Raw genomic sequence first — 20,093 nt, 5'->3', positions numbered from 1 at the left:
CCATATGGGATCCCACGACCAGCACACGGCGCCTGCCGTACGCCAGACCCCCTGGATGACCGAAGACCTGGGGATGTTCCAGGAAACCGTGCGCCGCTTCATCGAGCGCGAACTGGCGCCCAACGAGGCCCGCTGGGCCGACCAGGGCTATATCGACCGCGAGGTCTGGCGCCGCGCCGGCCAGATCGGGCTGCTGTGCGCCAGCATCCCCGAGGAATACGGCGGCGGTGGCGGCACCTTTGCCCACGAGGCCGTCATCACCCAGGAAATGTCGCGCGCCGTCTGCACCAGCCTTGGCAATAATGTGCACAGCGGCATCGTGGCACATTACCTGCTCAACTACGGCACGGAAGCGCAGAAGAAGAAATGGCTGCCGCAAATGGCCAGCGGCGAAATGGTGGCGGCCATTGCCATGTCGGAACCTGGCGCCGGTTCCGACCTCAAAGCGATACGCACCCGCGCGGTGCGCGAACAGACCGAAAACGGAGACTGCTATCGCATAAACGGTGCAAAGACCTTCATCACGAACGGGTATCACGCCGACCTGGTCTGCGTGGTGGCCAAGACCGATCCGGAAGCCGGTTCGCGCGGCGTGTCGCTGGTCATGGTGGAGACGCGCGACCTGCCGGGTTTCCGTCGTGGCCGCATTCTCGAGAAGATCGGGCAGAAAGGGCAAGACACCGCCGAGCTCTTCTTCGACGACGTGCTGGTGCCGTGCGACAACCTGCTGGGCACGCAGGAAGGTCAGGGTTTCTACCAGCTTATGCAGCAGCTGCCGCAAGAGCGCATGATCATTGCGCTCGGGGCCGTGGCGACCATGCAGCGCGCCATCGAGCTGACCACCGAATACGTGCGCGAGCGCAAGGTGTTTGGCCAGCCGCTGGCCGATCTGCAGAACACGCGCTTCAAGCTGGCGGAGTGCAAGACGGTCGCCACCATTGCCGCGACCTTCGTCGACGATTGCATGCTGCGCCTGATGGACGGCAAGCTCGACGCTGCCACGGCCGCCATGGCCAAGTGGTGGTGCACGCAGCAGAACTGCCAGGTCATCGACGAGTGCCTGCAGTTGCACGGCGGCTACGGCTACATGCTTGAATACCCGATCGCGCGTATGTATGCGAATGCACGCGTGAGCAAGATCTTCGGCGGCTCCAACGAGATCATGAAGGAGCTGGTCGCGCGCACGCTTTGACGCGCCTGCTATCAGCAGTGTGCGCGTGCTAGTGCGCGCAAACGCGTAAGAAAATGCGGAAAAACGAAAGCCGACACCAGTGCCGGCCTTCGTGCGTATGGTTACAAAACCGGATGTGCACGGATGGCGGGAAAGGTGTAAGGTGTTTCACAAGCATGGTCAATGGCCCGTCGCGTGCGGGGGCAAGGCCCGAGCGGAATGCAGCCAAAAGCTGAAGCGAATTCATGCAGAAAATGCAGCAACGAAACAGACGTTGCATCGATGCGAGATTTGTCAACTCGGATTCCACCATCGCCGTTATTTGACTATGATGAAGTAAAGACTTCGCAACATGACAGGTCGCCAGGCCGGGGTGGTGTGCCGCGAACGTTGCGCGAAGCCTTAGGGGTAGCACGCCTCGGACGTGAACTCTGACGGGAGTGAGGTATGGACATTTTTGGCCATTACGCTACGCGCTTCGAAGCTCGCAAGGAAGAGGAATACAGCATCCAGGAGTACCTGGAGATCTGCAAGAAGGATCCGACTGCCTACGCGACTGCTGCAGAGCGCATGCTTGCCGCCATCGGCCAGCCTGAGCTGGTGGATACCCACCATGACCCCAGGCTGTCCCGCCTGTTCTTCAACAAGGTCATCCGCATCTATCCGGCCTTCCGCGACTTCTATGGCATGGAGGACACGATCGAACAGATCGTCTCGTTCTTCAAGCACGCGGCGCAGGGCCTGGAAGAGCGCAAGCAGATCCTCTACCTGCTCGGGCCTCCGGGTGGTGGCAAGTCCTCGCTCGCTGAAAAGCTCAAGGCGCTGATGGAGGAGATCCCCATCTACGCGCTCAAGGGTTCGCCGATCCATGAGTCGCCGCTGGGGCTGTTCGCGCCAGAGGAGGACGGCAAGATCCTGGAAGAGGACTACGGCATTCCGGTCCGGTATCTGAACACCATTGCCTCGCCATGGGCGGTCAAGCGCCTGCACGAGTTCAACGGCGATATCACCAGGTTCCGGGTGGTCAAGCTGCGCCCTTCGGTGCTGTCGCAGATTGCGATCTCGAAGACCGAGCCTGGCGACGAAAACAACCAGGATATTTCCTCGCTGGTCGGCAAGGTCGACATCCGCAAGCTGGAAGATTTTCCGCAGGACGATCCGGACGCGTACTCCTATTCCGGCGGGCTCTGCCTGGCCAACCGCGGCCTGCTCGAGTTCGTTGAAATGTTCAAGGCGCCGATCAAGGTCCTGCACCCGCTGCTGACGGCAACACAGGAAGGCAACTACAAGGGCACCGAAGGCTTCGGCGCGATCCCGTTCGACGGCATCATCCTGGCGCACTCGAACGAGGCCGAGTGGACGACCTTCAAGTCGGACAAGAACAACGAGGCTTTCCTGGACCGGATCTATATCGTCAAGGTGCCGTACGTGCTGCGCGTGTCCGACGAGGTGAAGATCTACGACAAGCTCTTGCGCAGCAGTTCGCTGTCGGCCGCGCCGTGCGCGCCCAACACGCTGAAGATGATGGCGCAGTTCGCGGTGCTTACGCGCATCAAGGAGCCCGAGAACTCCAATGTCTTCTCGAAGATGCGCGTCTATGACGGCGAAAGCCTGAAGGACGTGGATCCGAAAGCGAAGTCGTACCAGGAATACCGCGACTACGCCGGCATCGACGAAGGCATGAACGGGCTGTCGACGCGCTTTGCGTTCAAGGTTCTGTCCAAGGTCTTCAACTTCGACAACACCGAAGTGGCGGCCAACCCGGTGCACCTGCTGTACGTGCTCGAACAGCAGATCGAGCGCGAGCAGTTCCCGCCGGAGCAGGAAGCCAAGCTGCTGTCGTACATCAAGGAGTACCTGACCACTCCGTTCGTGGAGTTCATCGGCAAGGAGATCCAGACCGCCTACCTGGAGTCGTATTCGGAGTATGGGCAGAACATCTTCGACCGCTATGTGGTGTTCGCCGACCTGTGGATCCAGGACCAGGAGTACCGCGATCCCAATACCGGCGAGATCCTCGACCGCAACGCGCTGAACGACGAGCTTGAGAAAGTGGAAAAGCCCGCGGGTATCTCGAACCCGAAGGACTTCCGCAACGAGATCGTCAACTTCGTGCTGCGGGCGCGGGCCAACAACAGTGGCAAGAATCCGGTCTGGACCAGCTATGAAAAGCTGCGGATGGTGATCGAGAAGCGCATGTTCTCCACCACGGAGGACCTGCTGCCGGTGATCTCGTTCAATGCCAAGTCTTCGCGCGAAGACCAGGATAAGCACGAGAACTTCGTCAACCGCATGGTCGAGAAGGGGTACACGCCCAAGCAAGTGAGACTTCTGGTGGAGTGGTATCTGCGCGTAAGAAAGTCATCGTAACGGCGCCGCGGAACAGGTCTCTCAACGAGGGCAACATATGGCTACGGTCATCGATCGGCGCGAGAACGGCGGCAACAAGAGTGCCGTCAACCAGCAACGTTTCATCAAGCGCTACCGCGAGCAGATCCGGCAAGCGGTGGCAAAGGCGGTGTCCGGCCGGAAGATCATGGACATCGAGCAGAGCGGCCAGGTGTCCATTCCGGTCAAGGACATCTCCGAACCGATCTTCCACCACGGCCCGGGCGGGCGGCGCGAGTGGATTCACCCTGGCAACAAGAAATTCGTCAAGGGTGATTCCTTCGACCGCCAGCAGCAGGGCGGTGGCGGGACCGGTTCGCGCGCCAGCGACAGCGGCGAAGGCGAAGACGATTTCGTCTTCACGCTGTCGCGCGAGGATTTCCTGAACTTCTTCTTCGAGGACATGGCGCTGCCGGACCTGGCCAAGCGCCACCTCGCCAAGATCGCCGAGGTGCGCAAGGTGCGCGCCGGCTTTTCCATCGACGGCACGCCGTCCAACCTGTCGATCCTGCGCACCATGCGCAGTTCGCTGGGGCGGCGCATCGCCTTGTCCAGCCCTTACCAGAAGCGCCTGCGCGAGCTGGAGCTGGACTACAGCGAGGCGCTGGAAAAGGACGGCCCCTACGCCGAAGGCACGCTCGAGCTGATGGAGAAGATGCGGCACCTGCGTGCCTGCATCGACCGCGTGCCGTTTATCGAGAAGCTCGACCTGCGCTACAACAACCGCGTGCTGAAGAAGCGCCCCCAGGCCCAGGCGGTGATGTTCTGCCTGATGGACGTGTCCGGCTCGATGGACGAGAGCCGCAAGGACCTGGCCAAGCGCTTCTTCATGCTGCTGTACCTGTTCCTGAAGCGCAACTACGAGCGCATCGACGTGGTGTTCATTCGCCATCACACGGTGGCGAAGGAAGTCGATGAGGAAGACTTCTTCCACTCGCGCGAGTCCGGTGGTACCGTGGTATCCAGTGCGCTGAAGCTGATGGTGGAAGTGATCCACGACCGCTATCCGCCCAGCCAGTGGAATATCTACTGCGCGCAGGCGTCAGACGGCGATAACTGGGCCGGTGATTCCGAGTTGTGCGGACGCCTGCTGCGCGATTCGATCCTGCCGCTGGTCCAGTACTATGCATATGTTGAAGTCGCATCGGAAGAGCCGCAGAACCTCTGGGAAGAGTATCTGACGGTCAAGGGACAGTTCGATCACTTTGCGATGCAGCGCATCATCGGTGCGGACGAGATCTACCCGGTGCTGCACGACCTGTTCCAGAAGCGCGCAGCATAGGTTGGCGCCGATCCTGGCCTTCCTCGCGGGGGGCCACAGTGAAGGCAAATGGCGAGGCAACGCGGACCACGCGGCGCGGCGATGCCGTGCGCGCCGGACGGGTCTGGCGCCTTGCCCGGGCAACAAGGGGCGAAGATGGCTTATCTCTCCACGGGTTCGGAATGGACCTTCGAGCTGATCAAACGGTATGACCGCGAGATCGCCCGCATCGCCGGCGAATTCGGGCTGGATACCTATCCCAACCAGATCGAGATCATCACCGCCGAGCAGATGCTCGACGCCTACGCGTCGGCGGGGCTGCCGGTCGGCTACAGCCACTGGTCCTACGGCAAGCACTTCCTGGCGTCCGAGCGCAGCTACCAGCGCGGCCACATGGGGCTGGCCTACGAGATCGTCATCAACTCCAATCCCTGCATCGCCTACCTGATGGAGGAGAACACCATGCCGATGCAGGCGCTGACGATCGCGCACGCCTGCTACGGCCACAACTCCTTCTTCAAGGGCAACTACCTGTTCCGCACCTGGACCAACGCGGACGCCATCGTGGATTACCTGCTGTTTGCCAAGAACTACGTGGCCGAGTGCGAGCAGCGTTACGGCGAGCGTGAGGTTGAACTGCTGCTGGACTCTTGCCACGCCTTGCAGAACTATGGCGTGGACCGCTACAAGCGGCCCAAGAAGCTGTCCATCACCGAGGAAAAGGCGCGCCAGGCCGATCGCGAGAACTACCTGCAGATGCAGGTCAACGACCTGTGGCGCACCCTGCCCAAGCACCGGCCGCATGCGCTGGCGTCGGAGGACGAGGCGTCCGAGGGGGAAATCATCTTCCCGCCCGAGCCGCAGGAGAATCTGCTGTACTTCATCGAGAAGAACGCGCCCAAGCTGGCCTCGTGGCAGCGCGAGATCGTGCGCATCGTGCGCAAGATCGCGCAGTATTTCTATCCGCAGCGCCAGACCAAGGTCATGAACGAAGGCTGGGCCACGTTCTGGCACTACACCATCATCAACCAGCTGTACGAGGAAAAGCTGGTCAACGATGCGTTCATGATGGAGCTGCTGCAGGCGCATACCAACGTGATTTACCAACCGCCGTACAACAGCCCCTATTACAGCGGCATGAATCCCTACACGGTCGGTTTCCTGATGTTCCAGGACCTGCGCCGCATGTGCGAGAACCCGACCGAAGAGGACTACCGCTGGGCCCCGGAGTTTGCCGGCAGCGACTGGCGCAAGACGCTGGACTTTGCCATGCGCAACTTCAAGGACGAGAGCTTCCTGCTGCAGTTCCTGTCGCCGCGCGTGATCCGCGAGCTGAAGCTGTTCTCGGTGCTGGACGATGACCGCGAAGGCAAGCTGCGCGTCACCGCGATCCACAACGATGAAGGCTACCGCGCGATCCGCCAGCTGATGGCGGCGCAATATGACCTCTCCAGCATGGAGCCCAATATCCAGGTCACCAATGTCGACGTGGGCGGCGACCGCTCGCTGACGCTGCGGCACCTGCAGAACGACCGCCGGCCGCTGGCGCACAACTTCGACGAGGTGATCCGGCACGTGACCCGGCTGTGGGGCTTCACCGTGCGGCTCGAGGTCGCCTACGAGGACGGCCGCACCGAGCTGAAATATGAGTGCAAGCCGGAGCGGCGCCACCGCCGCCCGCACGGCGGCGGCCTCAGCCTGGCCGCCTGATCCCGCGATTGCCGGGGTTAGGCCCGGCCGCTCAGGCGGCGGGCGCGGGCTCGCACCATTCGCGCACCAGCTCCACCGCGTTGCGGCCGGCGCTGGCGCATACCTGCTCGCCCAGCATCCGGCTCCACCAGCGCTCTGACCCGTCCGCCACGCGCCACGCATGCAGCCGGCGCGTATAGAGTTGCAGGTCGTATTCCTCAGTGATCCCGATGGCGCCGTGCACGGCGTGAGCGATGGCGGCCACCGGCGTGACCGCGTCGCTGGCGCGCAGCTTGCCGATGGCCGCGCGCAGCCGGTCGGGCGTGCCGGTGCCGCTGTCGCAGGCCAGCTGTGCGGCCACGCGTGCGGCGGCGACATGCTCGGCCATCTCGCTGACCTGGTGCTGGATCGCCTGGAACTTGCCGATGGCGCGCCCGAACTGCTGGCGGTCGTTGGCGTACTGCAGGGTCAGGTCGAGCACGTGCGACAGCGCGCCGGCCAGCTGCGCCGTGTGCAGGCAGGCGCCCAGCGTGCGCAGGGTGCCGGCGGGCAGTGAAAACGCCGCTGGCGCCGAGGCGTCAGGGCGCGGCACGCGCAGCGTCAGGTCGTGATGGGCGCCGGTCGCTTCGGCGCGGGCATCGGCCGCCGACAGCAGCAGGCAACGCTCGCCGTCCTGCAGCAGGAACCACTGCGCATGGCGGGCGTCGGCCACCAGCGCCGCGCCGGCGCCGTCTTCAAAGCCGGCGAGTGCGACCGGGCCGGCGGGCAGGGCGATGCCATGCGCCTGCAGCAGCGCGCGCGCAAAGATGGTCTGCGCCAGCGGCAACGGCAAGGCGTGGCGGCCGGTGGCAAAGAGCACCGGCGCCAGCTCGCGCAGCGGCAGCGCGGCACCGCCGGCTGATTCGGGCAGCAGGCAATCGGCAAAGCCGCTTTCCAGCAGCGCTTGCCACAGCGGCTGCGGGTCGGCCTGCTGTTCCAGCGCGCGCACGGTGGCGGGTGGGCAGCAGTCGCGCAGCAGCGCGTCGAGGGCGTCGGAATAGGCGTTATGCATGGGGTATCTCGTTCAGGATGGCGGTCGACGGGGGCGGATTCAGCGCAGGCCGAGCCCGCGCGCGATCATGCCGCGCAGGATTTCGCGGGTGCCGCCGCGCAGCGAGTACGACGGCGCGATCTGCGTGACATAGGCCAGGGTGCGGTACAGCGCCCCATCGGCCGCCAGGGCGGGTTCATCACCGAGCGCGGCTTCCACCAGCGCGGGGATCGACTGCTCGAAGGTCGTGCCCAGGTCCTTCACCAGCGCGGCCTCCACCACCGGGCTTTCACCGGCGGCCAGCCGCGACGTGACGGCCAGCGACATGGCGCGCAGCACCGCCAGGTGGCCGGCGAGCCGGCCCGCGGTCACCGTGTCGCGGCGTGCCGGCGGCAGCCGGCGCATGGCGTCGAGCCAGGTGTCGAGCAGCACCACGCTGGAGTAGAGGCGCTCCGGGCCGCTGCGCTCGAACGCCAGCTCGGCGTTGACCTGCTCCCAGCCGCTGCCTTCCTGGCCGACCAGCGCGTCCGGGGCCAGCGCCGCGTCGTCGAAGGTGACTTCGGAGAAGTGCGCGTCGCCCGCCAGGTCGTGGATCGGCCGCACCGTCACGCCCGGTGCGTGCAGATCGACGATGAACTGCGACAGTCCGGCCTGCCGGTCCTGCGGCATGCCCGAGGTGCGCACCAGCGCGATCATGAAGTGGCAGCGGTCGGCATTGGTAGTCCAGATCTTGCGGCCGTTCAGGCGCCAGCTGCCGTCCGCCTGGCGCACCGCGCGCGTGGCCACGCTGGCCAGGTCCGAGCCGGAGTTGGGCTCGCTCATGCCGATGCAGAAGAAGGCCTCGCCGCGGCTGATCGCGGGCAGGTAGCGCGCCTTCTGCGCGTCGTTACCGTAGCGCAGGATCAGCGGGCCGCTCTGGCGGTCGGCGATCCAGTGCGCCGACACCGGCGCGCCGCAGGCCAGCAGTTCTTCCACCAGCACGAAACGCGAAAACGGGTCCAGGCCCGCACCGCCGAACTGCGCCGGCAGTGTGATGCCGACCCAGCCGCGCGCGGCCAGCGCCCGGCTGAAGGCGGCGTCAAAGCCCATCCACGAGCGCGCGCGCGTTTCCGGCGGCAGCGCGGGCAGGTGTTCATCGAGAAAGGCCCGCACCTCGCCGCGGAACGCCACGGCGTGCGGCGGCAGGGAGGTCAGGCCGAAAGTGGAAAGCAATGCGGTCACGGTGAAATCCTGTGTCTGGTATTGGCTGGTGCCAGCGGTCTCAGTCCAGCGTCGCGCCTGAATCCTTCACGACCTTCTGCCAGCGCGTCATTTCCGCGCTGAGGTAGGCGGCGTAGGCCTCCGGGGTCGATCCGCGCGGCTCCGCCCCCTGCGCGGCCAGGCTTGCGCGCGTCTCGGGGTGGGCCAGCGCCTTGGTGGCGGCGGCATTGAGCTTGCGCACGATCTCGGCCGGTGTCCTGGCCGGCACCATCATGCCCTGCCAGGCGCCGACCTCGAAGCCCGGCTGCACGGTTTCGGCAAGGGTGGGCACGTCCGGCAACTGGGCGCTGCGCGTGGTGCTGGTGACGGCCAGCGCGCGCATGCGCTTGTCGCGGATGAAGGGCAGCGATGAATTGATGGTGTCGGCCATGAACTGCACCTGTCCGCTGGCCAGGTCGGTCAGTGCCGGCGCGCTGCCCTTGTAGGGCGCATGCACCGCCGACAGACCGTTGGCCTGCAGGAACATGAAGGCCGCCAGGTGCGTCACGTTGCCGTTGCCGGCCGAGCCGTAGGTGAGCTTGTCGGGGTTGGCCTTCAGGTACTGGATGAACTCTTTCACGTTCTGTACCGGCAGCTGCGCGTTGACCTCCAGCACCAGCGGCACCATTGCCGTCAGCGCCACCGGCGCGAAATCGCGTTTCACGTCGTAGCTGAGCTTGCGGTAGAGCGCCGGGCTCAGCGCGATCGACGAGGTGTTGTACAGCACCGTATAGCCGTCGGCCGGCGCCTTGGCGACGATCTCCGCGCCGATATTGCCGTTGGCGCCGGGCCGGTTGTCGACCAGCACCTGCTGGCCGAGCGTCTTGCTCATGCGCCGTGCGATCACGCGCGACACCAGGTCGGTCGGGCCGCCCGGCGGGAACGGCACCACCATGCGGATCGGGTGCGACGGGTAGGCGGCATCGGCCGCCGCCGCCGGCTGCGCCAGCATCGCCGGCAATACGATGGCTGCCGCGGCAGCCAGTGTCGTGATGAAAGTCTTTGCCTTCATGTGCTTGTCTCCTCCATCCATGCAGCCACGCGGCGGATGCCGCCGTGGGTTCAGCGTCCCGCCAGCAACCGGCGCGCGGTGTAGGTCATGACCTGCTCCCCGCGCTGGTTGAACACCTCGATGCGCGAATCCACCACCGCCCGGCCGTTGCGCGAAGTGGGGCGGATGCCGGTCACGGTCACGGTGGCGTGGATGGTGTCGCCCACCACCACCGGGGCGTGGATCTGCTGCGTGAGTTCCAGCATGGCCAGCCCGGTGCCCTGGATCATGGTCTGCAGGATGAAGCCCTCGATCAGCGTGTAGGTCAGCGCCGCCGGCACCGGCCGGCCCTGGATGGCGCCACCGTCATAGCCGGCTTCGATGAAGATGGCCTCGACCATGCCGGTGACGGAGATGAAATTGACCAGGTCGGTCTCGGTCACGGTACGGGCGAAGGTGCGGAAGGCCTGGCCCTCCTGCAGGTCCTGCCAGTAGAAGCCCTGGCCGAGGCGGGGCAGTTCTGCATGCTTCATGGTGTCTCCTTGGCGGGTGCGCAGCGTGCGGCACCGCTTAGTTGCAATTGCGCGATCGCTTCTGCGGACAGTCCCGCCTGGGCCAGCACGCTCGCGGTGTGCTCGCCCAGCCGCGGCGGGATGCCCAGCGGCGCGCGCTGGCTGTCGAAACGCACCGGCGCGCCGGGAAAACGCAGCGTGCCCATGGCCGGGTCTTCGACGGTTTCGAAGAAGCCAGTGGCGGCCAGGTGCGGATCGGCCGGCAGGTCGTCGAGTTCATTGATGCGCGCCACCGGGATCTGCAGGCGTTCGCACAGCTCAACCCAGTGCGCGGTGGTCTGTCCGTGCACGATTTCGCCGGTGAGCTCGTACAGCGTCTCGATATGCCGCGTGCGTGCCGCGATGTCGGCAAAGCGCGCATCGGCGGCCAGCTCGGGGCGCCCGGCGGCGTGGAAGAAGTCGCACCAGTGCGCGTCGGTGTACGGCATCATGCAGACATAGCCGTCGGCGCTGCGGTACGGGCGGCGCAGCGGTGCCAGCACGCGCGGATAGCCGCTGGGGCCGCGCGGCGGCTCGAAATGGCGGCCGTAGAAGTGCTCGACCAGGTTGAAGGCGACCATGGATTCGAACATCGGCACTTCGACCAGCGTGCCGTGGCCGCTGCCGCCATCGGCATTGCGCCGCGCGCGCCCGGCCAGCGCCGCGCAGACCGACAGCGCGGCCACCAGCCCGCTGGTCTTGTCCGCGGCGATGGTAGGGAAGTAGCGGCTGTCGCCGGTTTGCGCCGCCATCAGGGCGGCATTGCCCGACAGGCCCTGGATGATGTCGTCGTACGCCGGGCGGCCGCCATAGGGGCCTTCCTCGGCAAAGCCGAGCAGGCTGACAAAGACCAGCTCCGGGTGGCGCGCCCGCACGTCGTCGGGTGCCAGCCCCAGTGCGGCCAGCTTTTGCGGGCGCATGCTGTGCATCAGCACGTCGGCGCCGGCCAGCACGCGGTCCAGCGCGGCCTGCGCGGCCGGCTGCTTCAGGTCCAGCACCACGCTGCGCTTGCTGCGGTTCACGCCCAGGAAAATGGCCGCCATGCCGGGCTCGGCGGCGGGGCCGGTGCGGCGCGTGGAATCGCCTTCGGGCGGCTCGACCTTGATCACCTCGGCGCCAAGGTCGGCCAGCCACTGGCTGGCATACGGCCCCATCACCACGGTGGACAGGTCGACCACGCGGATGCCTGCAAGCGGCAGCATGTTGTCTCCGATCTTGTTGACTGTGGGGCACAGGGTAGATCAGCAGGCGAGGCTTGGTCTAATATTAGTTTTTTAGAAATCGATATTCACAGGATATTAACGAGCCATGGACTTCCGCCAGCTGCAGCAGTTCGTCGCCCTGGCCGAGACGGGCAACTTCCACCGCGCCGCTGAACGCCTGCACATGGCGCAGCCGCCGCTTTCCATTTCCATCCGCAAGCTCGAGGACCAGCTTGGCACGGCGCTGTTCGTGCGCACCTCGCGCGGGGTGAGGCTGACGCAGGCGGGCGAGGCTGCGCTGCACGATGCGCGCCGTGCACTGTTCCATGCGCAGCAGGCACGTGCCGCCGCGATCGCCGCGGGGCAGGGCGAGCGCGGCGCGCTGCGCATCGGCTTTATCGGCTCGGCGACGTATGCGCTGCTGCCCAAGCTGATCCCGGCGTTCCGCGCGGCGCATCCCGGCATCGAGCTGATCCTGCATGAATCCACCACCGCCGCGATCCTGGACCGCCTGGAAAAGCACCAGATCGACGCCGGCCTGGTGCGCTTTCCGATCCTGAACACCGGCAACTATTCGCTGACGCCGCTGGAAAACGACGTCTTTGTCGCGGCAGTCCCGGCTGACAGTCCGCTGGCAGGCGCAGACGCCATCCCGCTGCGCGCGCTTGCGGACGAGCCCTTCATCATGTATCCGGCGGCGCAGGTGCCCAACCTGCACGCGGTGGCAATGCTGCTGTGCCAGCAGGCGGGCTTTGTGCCGCGTGTCACGCAGGAGGCGGTGCAGGTGCAGACCCAGGTCAGCCTGGTCGAGAGCGGGCTTGGCGTGGCCCTGGTGCCGAGCGTGGCGGCGCGCTACGCCAACCGGCGCGTGCGCTTCCTGCCATTGTCCAGCCCGCGGCCGGCCGGGCGCATCGGCATTGCGCTGGCGGCGCGGCCCGATGACGGCGACCGCCAGGTGCAGCGCTTCCTGGCGGCGGCGCAGGCGGCAGTGAACTGATGCGGGGTGGTGCGGCGCCTCAGGCGGCGCGCGGGCGCGGCGCGCGCGGCCGCACAGCCGGGGTCACGCTGGCGCGCTCCAGGTTCACGCCCGGCAGCAGGTGCAGCAGCCGCACCAGCTCTGACTGGCGATGCGTGCCGGTCTTGCGCAGCGTGTCGCGGATATGCACGCGCACGGTGTGGGGAGAGAGAAATTCGCGCTCGGCAATCTCGTTGAGGGTTTCGCCGGCAGCCAGGCGGACCGCGATAATGCTCTCCTTGCGCGACAGCCCGAACAGCGAGGTCAGCACGCCGGCATCCAGCACCGAGCGCGATTCCGAGTTGCCGAACAGCATCATCGCGGCCGGCAGCTGCCACGGGCCCTCCACCGGCTGGCGCGACACCAGCGGCGTGACGATGATCGGCACCGGCTGTCCGCCGGAGGTGATGTGCATCCACGAGCCGGAGGCCGCCTCAGTGCCGCGCGCGCGCATGGCACCGTCAAGCAGCTTGCGCAGCACCGCCTGCAGGGTCTCGCTGTGGGCGCGCAGCACGCCGCCCTGCAGCGACAGGTGGCCGTCGGCCTGCACCAGCGCCTCGGCCCAGCTGTTGGCATAGCGCACGCGCAGGTCGGCCTGCAGCACCATCACGCCGAAGTCCAGCGTATCCAGCCCGGCCAGTCCCAGGCTGGCCAGTCCGCTCAGCTCGAAGTTGCGCTGCTGCATCCGTGCCGCGCGCACCCAGTGCGGCATCACGTGGGCCAGGCGCCGCTCGCGCTGGCCCACGCTGATGCTGCCCGCGCTGGTGCCGCTCATCAGCACGCAAACCTCGGCGTTCTCGATCAGGCGGATGCCTTGTTCCAGTCCGCTGCAGGCCAGCGCAGCCGTGGCCGCATCCGCCATGCCGCCATGGTGCGAGGCCACCAGCGCGGCGGCACCGTCGCAGGCCAGCGCGGGGGCGTCATTGGGGGCGCAGCAAGCGCCCGCATGGGGCAGGTCGAGCGGACCGGGCAGCCAGTCGGGCATGCTGGCGCCGCTGGTGAAGCAGCCGTGCGGGGTCACGCCAAGGCGGGCGTGGCCGGCCAGCTTGTCCCAGATCAGGTAACGCGGGCTGCCTGTGCAGGTGTATCGGGAAAAGAGGTCGAGGGCGGCGGGCATGGCCGCAACGTCCAGCGCGGACTCGTAGATTGAGTCGACCAGACGATGGAAGTCCTCGTCCGTAGTCGGGTGTTCGCCCATGTTCAGATCCCCCCGGTGGCAAACGCCTATTGCTCTGTGCCACGGCAAGTGGCTACATCTTTTTGTGTTATCGGTTCCGTTCTGGCGTTCTGCATCTGCGCCGATACGGATGCTGCTGGCGGCGCGCATTGTCCCGTCATGTCCGCCGTAACGCAATCATGCCAAACAATGTTGTTTGTTTTATCCCCCGTATCGGGGGGGAAAATACGGATTGCACGGCGTAACTCCCCGCCAGGCCAGGCAGGGACGTGATCATGCCGCAGCGCGATGGTAGCGCCCCGGAAAAAAAGGAATTTTCAGCACTGAAATAGTGCGCGACGTTCCACATGCGCCACGATTCTGTTGGCGCTTGTGCCACAGGTTCAACGCAGCAAGAGCACAGTACTTGCTTGGGTGACAGCGTTGGCATAATAATGCAGTCATTGACTGCATTAATGAGGGCAATCATGCCGATCCTGACCGTTAGAAATGTGCCCGACGACGTGCATCGTGCGCTGCGGGTCCGTGCCGCCCGGAACGGACGCAGTACCGAGGCTGAGGTGCGTCAGATCCTGGCCAGCGCGGTGATGCCGCAGAAGCGCGTGCGCCTGGGCGATGCGCTGGCGATGCTTGGCCGCGAGATCGGCCTGTCGAATGCGGACGTTGAAGCGATCGGGCAGGGCAAGGACAAGGCAGCGGCCGAGCCGGTGAGGTTTGAATGATCGTCCTGGATACCAACGTTATTTCCGAGGCCATGAAGCCGGAACCGGCCGACGCCGTGCGCGGCTGGCTCAACGACCAGGCCGCCGAGACCTTGTACCTGTCCAGTGTGACGCTGGCCGAACTGCTGTTCGGCATCGGCGCGCTGCCGGCGGACAGGCGCCGCGCCATGCTGGCCGCTGCGCTGGACGGCCTGGTGACGCTGTTCGAAGGGCGCATCTTGCCGTTCGACACGAATGCGGCCCGGCACTATGCGGAACTCGCCGTTGCCGCCAGAAGCCGTGGCCGCGGCCTTCCCGCGCCGGATGGCTACATCGCCGCGATTGCCGCGGCCAACGGCATGATGGTCGCGACACGGGACGTGTCGCCCTTTGAAGCGGCCGGGCTGCAGGTGCTCAATCCGTGGCAGGCGCCGCCTCCGTCGTGAAGGGGAACGCCCGCGCCAACCGCGTTGCTACTGTCCCTGAATTGTCGGATCAGCCGCCCGTTGGGTGGCTTTTTCGTTGGCGGTTTCCGGATCCAGCAGTTGCGCCGCGCCGCCATCCACCTGGATCGTCAGGCTCGGCGATGCCATGCGGATGTCGTTGGCGTCGAAATTGCGCTTGAGCCGCGCATTGAAGGCGCGCGTGATCTCGGCCTGCATCAGCGGCCGGGTCTTGAACTGTGCCATCACCACCGGGCCGTTCGGGTCGAACCGGTCCAGCCCCAGGACGTCCAGCCCCGACATCAGGTTGCGCGCGTAGCGATGGTCACGCGCCAGTTCGGCGCCGGTGGTGCGGATCAGCTCCAGCGCCTGGTCCAGGTCGCTCTGGTAGGTGATGCCGATGTTGAACACCGCGTAGCCATAGCCGCGCGACAGGTTCTTGACTGCCTTGATCTGGCTGTACGGCAGCGTGTGCAGCGCGCCGCGGCCGTCGCGCAGCTTGACCGTGCGGATGGTCATGGCTTCGACCACGCCGGCGTGGTCCGGCAGCTCGATCGAGTCGCCGATGGCGATGGAGTCCTCGACCACGATGAACAGCCCCGTGATCAGGTCCTGCACCAGGCTTTGCGCGCCGAAGCCGATGGCCAGGCCGACCACGCCCGCGCCGGCCAGCAGCGGCGTCACGTTGACGCCCAGGTTGGCCAGCACCGCGATCACCGTGATCACCAGCAGGCCGATGAACGAGGCGTTGCGCACCAGCGGCAGGATGGTCTTGGCCCGCAGGCTGGGCTGCGCGCCGCGCCCGTGCGCCGGCGACAGTGATTGCATGATGGCGGTGTCGATCAGCAGCCAGACCAGCCAGGCCAGCAGCACGGTGCTGGTGACGCTGAAGACCGTCTCGGTGAGATGGCGGCCCGCGGCGGACGACTCGGCCAGGCGCACCAGCGACGTGCCCCAGACGCGCATCACCATCTCGATGAAGACCGCCCAGATCAGCACGCGCACCAGCGCCAGCGCAAAGCGCCCGAAGCGCTGCAGGTAGGCCGAGCGGCGGCGGTCGCGGATGCGCGGCGCGCGCGCGGTGGCCTTGGGCGAGTGCCCCACCACCATCGTCAGTAGCAGCCCGGCGAGGAACAGCGCCACCGACGCCACCGTGCGGCGCAGGAACACATCCGCATTGCCGGTGGCCAGGATGGTGCCGACCACCGATGCCACCACCACTGCCAGCACCGGCAGGTGCCAGGCCTGGCCGGCCAGCCGCAGCAGGTCGGTCACGGCCGGGCGCGCCTGGCGGAAGGCCAGCGGCCGCAGCCCGATCAGCTGGCCAATCTGCCGGCGGAAACACAGCGCGAACGCGCCGATGCCCAGGGCCGCGGCGATATTGGCCACGGTGGCCACCAGCGCGCACAGGTTGGTGCCGAGCACGGCGATCACGCGGCTGTCGGTGGCGCCGTCGCCCAGTGCTGCCAGCGCCCCTGTGCAGAACAGCAGCCACGGTGAGTGCGCCAGCAGTTGCCGCACCGCCAGCTGCCGGTGCGCGGTGCGGAACAGCGTGAAGATGACCTGGCACACCGCTGCCGCGATCGCACCGGCCACGATCGCATACGCCACCAGCACGGCGGCGACGCTGGCTGGCGATTGGGCAAACATGTGTTGGGCCAGCAGCAACGTCAGCCCGAATGCCACCACCCACGGCCCGATATGGCGCAGCATGAAGACGCCGACGTCGACCCACGATGGCAGCTCGGGCAGCTTGCCGCGCTCGGCGCGCGTGGGTTTGCCCGCGCGCCGGCGCCGGATGCGGTGGCCGATCTCCCACAAGGCCCCGCCGCTCACCGCCCAGACTGCCAGCACCAGCGCGAATTCACGCAGCGAGGCCAGCGTCGTGCCGATGCCGTTGTGGGTGAGCGCGGCGTGCCATTCCTCGCCCGCGAAGCGCGTGCGCCAGCGCCAGAACTGCCACGGGCCGCGATCCTCGCGCAGATGGGAATCGACCTCGTCCAGCACTTCAGCGACGGCACCGATCAGGCCGGGCGCGGAGGCGCCGGCTGGGGCTGTCGCGGCGGAGGCCGGCGCGGCCCCGGAGGCACCCAGCCCCTGGCGCATGGTTTGCAGCTGGCCCACCAGGGCGCGCCGCTCGCCGTCGTTCTGCAGCGTGGCGATCACCTGGTCCAGCGACTGCGCCAGCGGCACGCTGGCGGCGGGTGCGCTGGCCGGCGCCGCGGGTTTCTCCGCCTTGCCCAGCAGTGCCGCGAGGGAGCCGGCCGGGGTGGCGTGCGCCGGGATGGCGCACAGCAGCGTCAACAGCGCGGCCAGCATGGCGAGCGCACGCAGCACCGGCTGCAAGGCGGCATGCCAGCGGGGCGCAGGGGTGGGGGCGTGGTGTTCGGGTTTGTGCATGGTCCGTAGTCGGTTGCCGGTGCCGGGCGGCGCCGGAATGGCCGTCGATCGCGTCACTGTAGCGCATCGGTCGCGCCGGGTGCCGGAGCGCGCCGCAGGCCCGCGCCATCCTCATTCGTCGCTTCGGACGATGCGTGGCAACGGCCGATCCACGAATCTCGACCCCACTCCGGTACAGGCGATTCTTGCGCCTGCCGGCTTTATCAGACCGCGGGGCCGCGCTGGATCCGGCCGGGCCAGGAACAAGAGACAAGGGAAATACATATGGAACTCAATGCATCGGTATCGGCAGTGGTGACGGGGGGCGCTTCGGGCCTGGGCGCGGCGACGGCACGTGCGCTGGCAGCGCAGGGCGTGCGCGTGGCGCTGTTCGACCTCAACGTGGAGAAGGGCGAAGCGCTGGCGCGTGAACTGGGCGGCGTGTTCTGCCAGGTCAACGTCACCTCAGAGGCCGAGGTCGAGGCCGGCTTTGCCAGGGCGCGCGCCGCCATCGGCCAGGAACGCATCCTGGTCAACTGCGCCGGCACCGGCAACGCCATCAAGACCGCCTCGCGTTCCAAGGAAGCGCCGGACCAGATCAAGCATTTCCCGACCGATGCCTTCGAGCGCATCATCCAGATCAACCTGATCGGCACCTTCCGCTGCATCGCGCGCTCGGCCGCGGGCATGCTGACGCTGGACAGCGCCGGCGGCGAGCGCGGCGTGATCATCAATACCGCGTCGGTGGCGGCGCAGGACGGCCAGATGGGCCAGGCCGCGTACTCGGCATCGAAGGCCGGCGTGGTCGGCATGACGCTGCCGATCGCGCGCGACCTGGCGGGCGAAGGCATTCGCGTCAACACCATCCTGCCGGGCATCTTCAATACCCCGCTGCTGCAGGGCGCGGCAGAGAACGTCAAGGCCGCGCTGGCGGCTTCGGTGCCGTTCCCCAAGCGCCTGGGGCAGCCGGAAGAGTTCGCCTCGCTGGCCGTCGAGATGTGTCGCAACGGCTATTTCAACGGCGAGTCGGTGCGCCTCGACGGCGCCATCCGCATGGCGCCGCGCTGAGCGTAGCGCCAGCACATCGTCGTGTCCGGGCCCCGCGCACCGCTGGTCCGGACACTCTCAAAATCAGGAGACGCGGATGGACTTCAGCTATCTGACGACACTGCCCCACGCGGTACGCCACTTCGCGCGCCTGCGGCCCGAGGCGGTGGCGTATGCGTTCGAAGGCCGGCAGACCACCTATGCCGGGTTCGAGCGGAACACCAATCGCGTGGCCCAGGCCCTGCTGGCTGAAGGCGCCGGGGTCGGCGAGCGCATTGGCTATATCGGCAAGAACAGCGACCACTATTTCGAGCTGCTGCTTGGCGCGTCCAAGATCGGCGCGGTGATGACGCCGGCCAGCTGGCGCCTGGCGCCGCCCGAGGTGGAATTCATCCTCGGCCATTGCGATGCCGTGGTGCTCTTCGTCGGGGCGGAATCGGCGGCAATGGTCCGGAACCTGCTGCCCGCGCTGCCGATGGTGCGCAAGGTGGTGGTGATGGAGCCGTGCGCCGGGCAAGGCGAGTGGCAGTGCTACACCGATTGGCGCGACGCGCAGCCGGACACGCCGCCCGCGCACCAGCCAGCCGCGCATGACGTGCTGCTGCAGCTGTACACATCCGGCACCACCGGCCGGCCCAAGGGCGCGATGCTCACGCACCGCAACCTGACCATCGGCACCGAAGTCAGCGAGCGCGAGAACCTGCTCTGGTCGCACTGGGTCGCCGACGATGTTTCGCTGGTGGCGATGCCGGTGGCGCATATCGGCGGCTCCGGCTGGGGCCTGCGCAACCTGCTGTCCGGTGCCAAGGGCGTGGTCGCGCGCGAGTTCGATCCGCGCGCGGTGCTCGACTTTATCGAGAAGGAACGCATCAGCAAGCTGTTCCTGGTGCCGGCCGCGATGCAGATCGTGCTGCGCGACCCGCGCGCGCGCCAGGTGGACTACTCGCGCCTGAAGTACCTGCTGTACGGCGCCGCGCCGATTCCCGCGGCGCTGCTGCGCGAGGGCATCGAGGTGTTCGGCTGCGGCTTCGTGCAGCAGTACGGCATGACCGAGACCACCGGCACCATCGTGGCGCTGCCGCCCGAGGACCACACCACCGAGGAAGTGCCGCGCATGCGTGCCGCGGGCAAGCCGCTGCCTGGCGTGGAGATCAAGGTGGTCGACTATGAAGGCCGCCAGCTCGCGCCCGGCGAGGTCGGCGAGCTCGTGGTGCGCTCGCAGCACAACATGGCCGGCTACTGGAAGCAGCCCGAAGAGACCGCGCGCACCATCGACGCCGAAGGCTGGCTGCGCACCGGCGACGCGGGCTACTTGGATGCCGAGGGCTACCTGTACATCCATGACCGCGTCAAGGACATGATCATCAGCGGCGGCGAGAACGTCTATCCGGCCGAGGTCGAAAGCGCGATCTACGGCCACCCGCAGGTGGCCGACGTGGCGGTGGTTGGTGTGCCGGACGAGAAGTGGGGCGAGGCGGTCAAGGCCATCGTCGTGCTCAAGCCGGGACAGGCGCCGGACCAGGCCGGCATCATCGCGTGGACGCGCCAGCGGCTGGCGGGCTTCAAGGTGCCCAAGAGCATCGAGTTTGTCGAGGCGTTGCCGCGCAACCCATCGGGCAAGCTGCTGCGGCGCAAGCTGCGCGAGCCGTTCTGGGAAGGGATGAACCGGCGGGTGAACTGACGCCGGCAAGCAGCAAGCACGAGCCCGCCGTCACTGGCGGGCTTTTGCATTGGCGGGCAGGGAGCGGGGCGCCCGCTATAATCCGCGCAGGCACTGTGCCGCCTCACCACGTCCACTCGCAATATTGC

At 66.8% G+C, this 20,093-nt stretch carries 16 protein-coding genes; 9 read left to right on the top strand and 7 right to left on the bottom strand.

Annotated features, from left to right (window positions below; translation table 11 throughout):
• Positions 1-4 precede the first annotated feature (4 nt).
• From AC3WRI_RS08840 to AC3WRI_RS08825, 4 genes are all read left to right on the top strand, one after another.
• Positions 5-1,192 (top strand): acyl-CoA dehydrogenase family protein, encoded by a 1,188-nt coding sequence (locus AC3WRI_RS08840; protein WP_037024190.1) that lies wholly within the window; start codon positions 5-7, stop codon positions 1,190-1,192.
• A gap of 426 nt (positions 1,193-1,618) precedes the next feature.
• Entirely contained in the window at positions 1,619-3,541 is a 1,923-nt protein-coding gene (locus AC3WRI_RS08835) for a PrkA family serine protein kinase (RefSeq protein WP_010811718.1), read from the top strand.
• Between the two features lie 37 nt (positions 3,542-3,578).
• Entirely contained in the window at positions 3,579-4,841 is a 1,263-nt protein-coding gene (locus AC3WRI_RS08830) for a YeaH/YhbH family protein (protein ID WP_010811717.1), read from the top strand.
• A 135-nt stretch (positions 4,842-4,976) separates the two neighbouring features.
• Positions 4,977-6,530 (top strand): SpoVR family protein, encoded by a 1,554-nt coding sequence (locus AC3WRI_RS08825; protein WP_010811716.1) that lies wholly within the window; start codon positions 4,977-4,979, stop codon positions 6,528-6,530.
• A gap of 31 nt (positions 6,531-6,561) precedes the next feature.
• Here AC3WRI_RS08825 and AC3WRI_RS08820 read toward each other — a convergent pair whose 3' ends face one another.
• Genes AC3WRI_RS08820 through AC3WRI_RS08800 form a run of 5 tightly spaced genes read right to left on the bottom strand, consistent with a single transcriptional unit; the run spans position 6,562 to position 11,522 of the window.
• Complete coding sequence (locus AC3WRI_RS08820; RefSeq protein WP_011616761.1) at positions 6,562-7,560, bottom strand: acyl-CoA dehydrogenase family protein; 999 nt, start codon at positions 7,558-7,560, stop codon at positions 6,562-6,564.
• A 39-nt stretch (positions 7,561-7,599) separates the two neighbouring features.
• Positions 7,600-8,760 carry an acyl-CoA dehydrogenase family protein gene (locus tag AC3WRI_RS08815; protein ID WP_011616762.1) on the bottom strand — a complete coding sequence of 387 codons (1,161 nt, stop codon included), beginning with the start codon at positions 8,758-8,760 and terminating at the stop codon, positions 7,600-7,602.
• A gap of 40 nt (positions 8,761-8,800) precedes the next feature.
• Entirely contained in the window at positions 8,801-9,790 is a 990-nt protein-coding gene (locus tag AC3WRI_RS08810) for a tripartite tricarboxylate transporter substrate binding protein (protein WP_492293121.1), read from the bottom strand.
• Positions 9,791-9,840: 50 nt separating this feature from the next.
• Positions 9,841-10,302: a MaoC family dehydratase gene (locus tag AC3WRI_RS08805; RefSeq protein WP_010811712.1), complete on the bottom strand. Its 462-nt coding sequence runs from the start codon at positions 10,300-10,302 to the stop codon at positions 9,841-9,843.
• Positions 10,299-11,522 (bottom strand): CaiB/BaiF CoA transferase family protein, encoded by a 1,224-nt coding sequence (locus AC3WRI_RS08800; protein ID WP_010811711.1) that lies wholly within the window; start codon positions 11,520-11,522, stop codon positions 10,299-10,301. Before AC3WRI_RS08800 ends, AC3WRI_RS08805 begins: the two co-directional genes overlap by 4 nt.
• A gap of 106 nt (positions 11,523-11,628) precedes the next feature.
• On the opposite strand from AC3WRI_RS08800, the gene AC3WRI_RS08795 reads away from it, so the two are divergent.
• Positions 11,629-12,519 (top strand): LysR family transcriptional regulator, encoded by an 891-nt coding sequence (locus AC3WRI_RS08795; RefSeq protein WP_011616764.1) that lies wholly within the window; start codon positions 11,629-11,631, stop codon positions 12,517-12,519.
• Positions 12,520-12,538: 19 nt separating this feature from the next.
• On the opposite strand, the gene AC3WRI_RS08790 is transcribed toward AC3WRI_RS08795, so the two are convergent.
• Positions 12,539-13,735, bottom strand: a complete 1,197-nt coding sequence (locus tag AC3WRI_RS08790) for a helix-turn-helix transcriptional regulator (protein WP_010811709.1) — start codon at positions 13,733-13,735, stop codon at positions 12,539-12,541.
• Positions 13,736-14,181: 446 nt separating this feature from the next.
• Between AC3WRI_RS08790 and AC3WRI_RS08785 the strand changes: the two genes are divergently transcribed.
• Together AC3WRI_RS08785 and AC3WRI_RS08780 are read left to right on the top strand one after the other, a co-directional pair.
• Complete coding sequence (locus AC3WRI_RS08785) at positions 14,182-14,436, top strand: FitA-like ribbon-helix-helix domain-containing protein (RefSeq protein ID WP_010811708.1); 255 nt, start codon at positions 14,182-14,184, stop codon at positions 14,434-14,436.
• Positions 14,433-14,861: a type II toxin-antitoxin system VapC family toxin gene (locus AC3WRI_RS08780; RefSeq protein WP_011616765.1), complete on the top strand. Its 429-nt coding sequence runs from the start codon at positions 14,433-14,435 to the stop codon at positions 14,859-14,861. The genes AC3WRI_RS08785 and AC3WRI_RS08780 overlap by 4 nt, the downstream gene beginning before the upstream one ends.
• Positions 14,862-14,888: 27 nt before the next feature.
• On the opposite strand, the gene AC3WRI_RS08775 is transcribed toward AC3WRI_RS08780, so the two are convergent.
• Complete coding sequence (locus tag AC3WRI_RS08775) at positions 14,889-17,258, bottom strand: mechanosensitive ion channel family protein (protein ID WP_058697847.1); 2,370 nt, start codon at positions 17,256-17,258, stop codon at positions 14,889-14,891.
• A gap of 264 nt (positions 17,259-17,522) precedes the next feature.
• Between AC3WRI_RS08775 and AC3WRI_RS08770 the strand changes: the two genes are divergently transcribed.
• Both AC3WRI_RS08770 and AC3WRI_RS08765 read left to right on the top strand, forming a co-directional pair.
• Complete coding sequence (locus AC3WRI_RS08770) at positions 17,523-18,305, top strand: SDR family NAD(P)-dependent oxidoreductase (RefSeq protein ID WP_011616767.1); 783 nt, start codon at positions 17,523-17,525, stop codon at positions 18,303-18,305.
• 76 nt (positions 18,306-18,381) lie between these two features.
• The gene (locus tag AC3WRI_RS08765; RefSeq protein ID WP_010811704.1) at positions 18,382-19,965 is read left to right on the top strand and encodes a fatty acid--CoA ligase; all 1,584 of its coding nucleotides are present in this window, start codon (positions 18,382-18,384) and stop codon (positions 19,963-19,965) included.
• The last annotated feature ends 128 nt before the right edge of the window (positions 19,966-20,093 follow it).

Source organism: Cupriavidus sp. FW305-27 (assembly GCF_058787995.1).
Note: the sequence above shows the minus strand (reverse complement) of the source record. Positions and strands in the feature narration are given on the sequence as shown.